This is a genomic window from Marinovum sp. (genome assembly GCF_048263515.1).
In the GTDB taxonomy this organism is placed as follows: Bacteria; Pseudomonadota; Alphaproteobacteria; order Rhodobacterales; family Rhodobacteraceae; genus Marinovum.
Window position 1 is genome coordinate 1 of record NZ_JBLXEC010000041.1, and the last position, 5,731, is coordinate 5,731.

Below are 5,731 nucleotides of genomic sequence, written 5' to 3' on the forward strand. Positions count from 1 at the left end.
GATCGCTCATGTCACCGCTCCTTTTCGGAACCGTGAATCACGCTGCGCCATAGAAATCAATGCATCCTGAGCCTAGAGGAAGCAAAAAAAATCCTTAACTCACAGGACTGGACAGCCACTACGGTCCAGTTTCAGACTTGTGTCGCTGCCGTAAAGGACGAACATGATCAGGTTTGCCACTTCCTAGGTATGGGACCTGCAATAACCAATCTTTCGGCTTCAGATATTCGCGATTGGCCTGTCTTCCGAACCGCTCGCACTAACGAGCACGTAATCTCCAAATTCGAAGAAGTATATGGTGAGCCTCTTTTTCAACCAGAACAGCTAGAATTACAAGAAGGTGTCGACGAAGGAGCCGAAAACGCGCGCGAGATTTCATAGGTCCAAAGTTTATCAAGGCTGTGCCTATCCATCGTGACGTGGCTTGCACGTAGGTTTACTGGACTGCGAATTCAGGTGTTCAACGCTGCCCTCACACCACCCCCAAAAACCGCTCCGGCAGCACCATCACCCGATCGCTCTCCTCGCGGTCGAACTGCCAGAACCCGGTGTCGCCGCGCGGCTTCCAGCTGCGGTGCATCCCCCGCCGCACGCCGGTCAGGTCGAAGGGCGCGGCCGGCGCGGCGCTGAAGGCCTCGAACACCGCCCGGTCCTCGCCCCGCGCCTCGGCGAACCAGTGCCGCCCGATCGAGGCCTGTTTGACCGGGGCCCCCACCGCCTCGGTCACCGCATTGCGGTGGTTCATCACCTCGACGTAGGTGCCGAAGTCGCAGAACTTCAGGTGCAGCAGCAGCAGTTCGTCCGGCGTGTGCAGCTTGTCGGCCTGGGTGAAATGCCCGCCCCGCGCGATCTTGACGCCCTGTGACACCACGCAGGGTTTGGAATAATGCGGCGCCAGGCGGACGTGGCGACGGGGCCCGAGGATGTGATCCCCGATCGGCGCGGGTTCCTCCGCCACCCGGTGCACCACCTCGAGCCCCACCGGCGTCAGCACCCGCCGCAGCGGCTGGTCGCGCAGGAAGTCGAGCAGCGAGACCCCGGCGGCGGGATCGACCACCACCAGCTCGTCGACATCGCCCACGATCACGTGGTCGTAGTAGCAGCGCAGCCCCTGCACCAGGTTGTTGAGCAGCCGCCAGCGCTTCATGTCGAAATTGGGATGCGGGTCGCCGGGGATGCCGATGATGTTGCAGCCCTCGGCCAGGCGCGCCACCTCTTCGCCGCGGCCATGGTTGATGATGGTGCAGTTCTCGCGGCCCAGCGCCTCGCCGTAGTGCCTGAGCCAGGCCTTGAGGAAGAAGGCATCGTCACGCACCATGGTCAGCGCGGCGGCGGTTGTCTGCATGTCACTTGTCCTGCTCTTGCGCGGGTCTATGTGCCCGGTTACCACTTGGCGAAAGAATAACCGGTAATCCCCTGATGCGCGACACAATCCTCACCGATCTGGCCCGCACCGGCTGGGCCATCCGCCACAGCGGCCCGGCACCCAAGCGGTTCCAGGTGATGGGCGAACGCTCGTCCGGGACGAATTTCGTCAAGCGGCTGATCGACGGCAACACCTGGCTGGGCAATTCCGAGGCGCTGGGCTGGAAACACGGCGTGCCCCTGATGCTGGCGATCCCGGCGGATTTCACCGTGGTCTGCGTGGTGCGCGCGGCGGATGCCTGGGCGCTGTCGATGCACGCCAAGCCCTGGCACACCCGGCCGCCGATGCAGGCGCTTGGCTTTTCGCAGTTCATCCGCGCGCCCTGGGACACCCGGATCGACCGGCCGCGCTATTTCCCCTGGGCCGATGCACCGGAATACCGCGGCCAGCCGCTGCAGGCCGACCGTCACCCGGTGACCGGCGCGATGTTCCGCGACCTGTTCGAGCTGCGTTCGGTCAAGATGGCGACGCTGCTCAGCTATGCGATCCGCCACAATTCCTGCGTCTTTCTGCGGATGGAGGCGGCGCAGGAGGCGCCCGAAGCCTTCCTCAACGACCTGCAGGACACGCTGGGCCTGCCTGCCACCGAGAGCGCCTACAAGCCGGTCACCAAGCGCCTTGGCGCCAAGTTCAAGCCCTCGGTGATGACCCGCCCCGAGACGCCCGCCGAAATGCCGGCAGAAGACCGCGCCTGGATGCGCACGCGGCTCGATCTCGGGATCGAAGAGGCGATGGGCTATACGTACTGACAGGGTTGCGTGACCGTAAGTGACGGTTTTCCCCCGGACCCGAGGGGTCCGGCATGGCGGTGATCGTTCACCGAAACGAGCACGAAGGGGGAAAGTGGCGCGGTTGACGGGGCTCGAACCCGCGACCCCCGGCGTGACAGGCCGGTACTCTAACCAACTGAGCTACAACCGCGCGTGAGGGGCTGATTAAGGAATACCGGCGGGGGCGTCAATCACAAAAACCGGGTTTTTCGAGATGTTTTTTCCGGGCGGGATTTTGGCGGGGATGTGCTGTGCGGCATCGGCCCTCGGGAGTGGATTTACCGGGGTCCCGGAGGATCGTCGAAGGTTCCACCTCAGGCCACCACTGCGCCCTTCCCGTCCTGGGCTTGTCCCGGGACCTCATGGACTGCGCCTGAGGTGAGGCCCCGGATCAGGTCCGGGGCGGGTATTGCCCGGGACCGTACCGGAGTGCCTGGATGCGCTGAGGAATGGTCAGGCCAAAATGCACGAAGCGCAGCCGGAGGTTGCGCAGCGCGTGCGATATTTCCGGAAGAGAGGGAAAATGGCGCGGTTGACGGGGCTCGAACCCGCGACCCCCGGCGTGACAGGCCGGTACTCTAACCAACTGAGCTACAACCGCGCGTTTGGGCTGATTAGGATATGGCGCGACCGGCGTCAAGCGGGTTGGCGGGATATTTTCCAGCTTTTTCATCGTGTCGTCAGGGGAGGTTCCGAGACAGGTTTTCCGCCCTGCCCCGGCGCTCGAAACCAGCCGCCTTCTGGCTGCGGTCAAGCCCCGCCATGGCGAGCGCAGGGCCCGCCAAGGGCGGCAACGTTGCCTGCATTGGCGCGGACAAAGGAGGGGACCATGGGAGGGATGGTGGCGCGGCTAACCAGCCAGCCTCGGAGCCGAGAGGCCGAACAAGGCCCAGCGTATCACCGGCGGCTGCTTCGACCAGCACGGCCTATCGCGGCGGCTGCCTGAAGAGATCAGGACGGGCGTTCAAGTCGCATTGCCCGAATAAGAGATCAGGTCGGACAGCGTCAGGGTGCCGTCCTTGCGTTCGAAGGTCCGGATGTAATCGACCATGGTGTGCGAATGCTCCCGCATCATGCCTTCGGCGCGCACCGCGTCACCGGCCTTGATCGACTCGTAAAGCACCTGGTGCTGGGCATTGCCGATCGACAGGCGAAACAGGGCGCGGGTGACGTCGGACGTGCGGTCGAACACCATCGAGCCCGCCGCCAGCATCGGCAAGTGGCTGATCTGTTCGCAGGCATAGCTGACGTAATCGTTGCCGCAGGCGCCGAGGATCGTCGCGTGGAACACCTTGTTCGAGGCCTGGGCGCGGCGCTTGGCGTCATCGTCGAGCACGCCCTCGGAGATGACCGCCTCGATCCCTGCAATGGCCTCGGCCATATGCGGCAGGAACTGCGCGCGGCCCTCGGATTGCGCCATCAGCCGGGCGGCGAGGCTTTCCAGATGCCCCCTGACCTGAACGGCCTGAAGGATTTCTTCGACCGTCGGGCTGAAGACCGTGTAACCCCGCCCCTCGCCGCGACGAATGAGCCGCTCGCGTTCCAGCAGGCGCAGGGCAAGCCGGATCGGTGTGCGCGACACTTCGTAGATCTCGCACAGGCGCGCCTCGGAGAGCCGTTCGCCCTGCTCGAATGTGCCCATGATGATGTCTTCGCGAATGCGCGCGGCAAGTTCGGTGTCAATCGATTCCATGCTTCTTCTTCCTCCGTTGGGATCCCAAAGTCAAGAAAAACAGCCCCTTCGCGCCACGGAAAGGGATCCCAAACCCCTCAAGCGTGGCGAAATTAGCCAATAGTTCGATGTAGAGGGTTGATTTGGGATCCCGAAATGGCGTTAATAGCAAGCACAGGCGGCAAAACTGGCAGATTCGACCGGGCACGGCCCGAAACAGGATCCCGGACGCGCTGCCAGGTGTCTGAATTGGGAGGTAACAGATGACGATACTCGGATTTTCACGCGCCGCGGCCCTTGCTGCCAGCTTCGGCTTCATGGCCCAGACGGCGACCGCCGAAGAGCTGAGCGTGGCGACCTTCGTGCCACCGCAGCACCATACCAACACGGGGATGTTTGCCTGGTTTGCCAAGGAGATCGAGGACCGCTCCGGCGGCAGCCTGACGATGAAGCTCTACCCGGCAGGCCAGCTTGGCGCCGGCCCGGTCCAGCAATACAAGCGCGCCGTCGAAGGCGTGGCCGACATCACCTTCGGCGTGGTCAGCTACACCCCGGCCCTCTTTCCCAAGACCATGCTCGGGATCCTGCCGGGCACCTCGGACACCGCCGATGCCTCGACCCGCGCAATCTGGTCGATCTTTGACGAACACCTCGCCGATGAATTCGCCGACGTGAAGGTGCTGGCGGTCGGCACCGTGGCCGGCAACCTCTTTGCCGCCACCCGCGACGTCTCGACCATGGAGGGGCTCAAGGGCGCCAAGCTGGTGCCTTACGCCGCCATGACCACCCCGATCGTCGAGGCGCTGGGCGCGGTGCCGGTGCAGATGCCGGTGACCGAGATGTACACCGGCCTGTCGACCGGCACGATCGACGCCGCCATGGCGTCCTACAACAACATCACCCCGCCCTGGAACTTCTGGGACGTCTCCAACCACATTGTCGAGAACGTGCCGGTCAGCTTTGCGGTGACCTTCGCGGTGATGAACCGCGAGAAATACCAGAGCCTGTCAGACGAGCACCGGGCAATCATCGACGAGCTGGCCGGCCTGCCGATGTCGCTGGAACTGGCCAAATCCTTTGATGGAGCCGACGAACGCTCCAAGGCGATGATCGCCGAGGCCGGTGACAAGGGCTATGAATGGCACGTCGTCTCTGACGCCGAGCGCGCCAAGTTGGACGCGGCGGTGGCCGAGGGGCTCGAAGCGATCTTTGCCGATTACGAAAGCCGCGGCATTCCCGAGGCCCGCGAAATCTACCAGGCGCTGAACCCGTAGCGGCCCCGTCTGCCCTGCCCCCAACCTGACCGCTGGTCCGGCGCCACCTCCCGGCGCCGGGGCGCCCCCTCACACTGCGAGCCGGAGACCTTGCCCATGGTCGTCATCACCCCCACCAACAAGGCCGTCGAAACCCTGGACGGGCTGCACCTCTATCACGGCGATATCTCGAATTGCTCGATGCGGGTCCGCATGACCCTGATCGAGAAAGGACTGGACTGGACCAGCCACCATATCGACCTGGAGAAGAAAGAGAACATTTCCGACGAGTACTTCGGGATCAACCCCAACGGTCTGGTACCGACGCTGGTGCATGACGGTGTCGTGCACATCGAGTCGAACGACATCATCGACTATATCGACGCCACCTTCCCCGCGCCCTCGCTGCGCCCGGCAGAGGCCGGGAGCGAAGCCGAGATGCTGGAATGGCTGCGTCTTGCGGCCTCGATCCACGTGCCGGCGATCAAGCCCTATGTCTACGCCAACAATTGCAGATCGACTTCGGGCAACGGCGGGTCGAAATCGGCGGCGCGCCGCGGCTGGTGTCGTTCTTCGTGGCGACGCTTGGCTATTCCCGTCGCATCCACGT

General features: G+C 63.8%; 5 protein-coding genes and 2 tRNA genes. 3 read left to right on the forward strand and 4 right to left on the reverse strand.

Annotation, left to right across the window (positions count from 1 at the left end):
• Positions 1 to 472 precede the first annotated feature (472 nt).
• Entirely contained in the window at positions 473 to 1,345 is an 873-nt protein-coding gene (locus ACN0SE_RS19960) for a glycosyltransferase family 2 protein (protein ID WP_417526286.1), read from the reverse strand.
• Positions 1,346 to 1,419: 74 nt separating this feature from the next.
• On the opposite strand from ACN0SE_RS19960, the gene ACN0SE_RS19965 reads away from it, so the two are divergent.
• Complete coding sequence (locus tag ACN0SE_RS19965) at positions 1,420 to 2,175, forward strand: hypothetical protein (RefSeq protein WP_417526287.1); 756 nt, start codon at positions 1,420 to 1,422, stop codon at positions 2,173 to 2,175.
• Positions 2,176 to 2,270: 95 nt separating this feature from the next.
• On the opposite strand, the gene ACN0SE_RS19970 is transcribed toward ACN0SE_RS19965, so the two are convergent.
• The 3 genes from ACN0SE_RS19970 to ACN0SE_RS19980 form a co-directional block, all read right to left on the reverse strand.
• Positions 2,271 to 2,347 (reverse strand) — tRNA-Asp (locus ACN0SE_RS19970).
• A gap of 373 nt (positions 2,348 to 2,720) precedes the next feature.
• Positions 2,721 to 2,797, reverse strand: a tRNA-Asp gene (locus tag ACN0SE_RS19975).
• Positions 2,798 to 3,160: 363 nt separating this feature from the next.
• Positions 3,161 to 3,889, reverse strand: a complete 729-nt coding sequence (locus ACN0SE_RS19980; RefSeq protein WP_417526288.1) for a GntR family transcriptional regulator — start codon at positions 3,887 to 3,889, stop codon at positions 3,161 to 3,163.
• Between the two features lie 242 nt (positions 3,890 to 4,131).
• Between ACN0SE_RS19980 and ACN0SE_RS19985 the strand changes: the two genes are divergently transcribed.
• Together ACN0SE_RS19985 and ACN0SE_RS19990 are read left to right on the forward strand one after the other, a co-directional pair.
• Positions 4,132 to 5,142 (forward strand): TRAP transporter substrate-binding protein, encoded by a 1,011-nt coding sequence (locus ACN0SE_RS19985; RefSeq protein WP_417526289.1) that lies wholly within the window; start codon positions 4,132 to 4,134, stop codon positions 5,140 to 5,142.
• A 96-nt stretch (positions 5,143 to 5,238) separates the two neighbouring features.
• Positions 5,239 to 5,731, forward strand: a 493-nt coding sequence (locus ACN0SE_RS19990) for a glutathione S-transferase family protein (protein WP_417526290.1), incomplete at its 3' end; no start/stop codon positions are given.

Coding starts and splice junctions, on each gene's coding strand:
- ACN0SE_RS19960 (WP_417526286.1), bottom strand. CDS start 1,345: ATGCAGACAACCGCCGCCGCGCTGACCATGGTGCGTGACGATGCCTTC.
- ACN0SE_RS19965 (WP_417526287.1), top strand. CDS start 1,420: ATGCGCGACACAATCCTCACCGATCTGGCCCGCACCGGCTGGGCCATC.
- ACN0SE_RS19980 (WP_417526288.1), bottom strand. CDS start 3,889: ATGGAATCGATTGACACCGAACTTGCCGCGCGCATTCGCGAAGACATC.
- ACN0SE_RS19985 (WP_417526289.1), top strand. CDS start 4,132: ATGACGATACTCGGATTTTCACGCGCCGCGGCCCTTGCTGCCAGCTTC.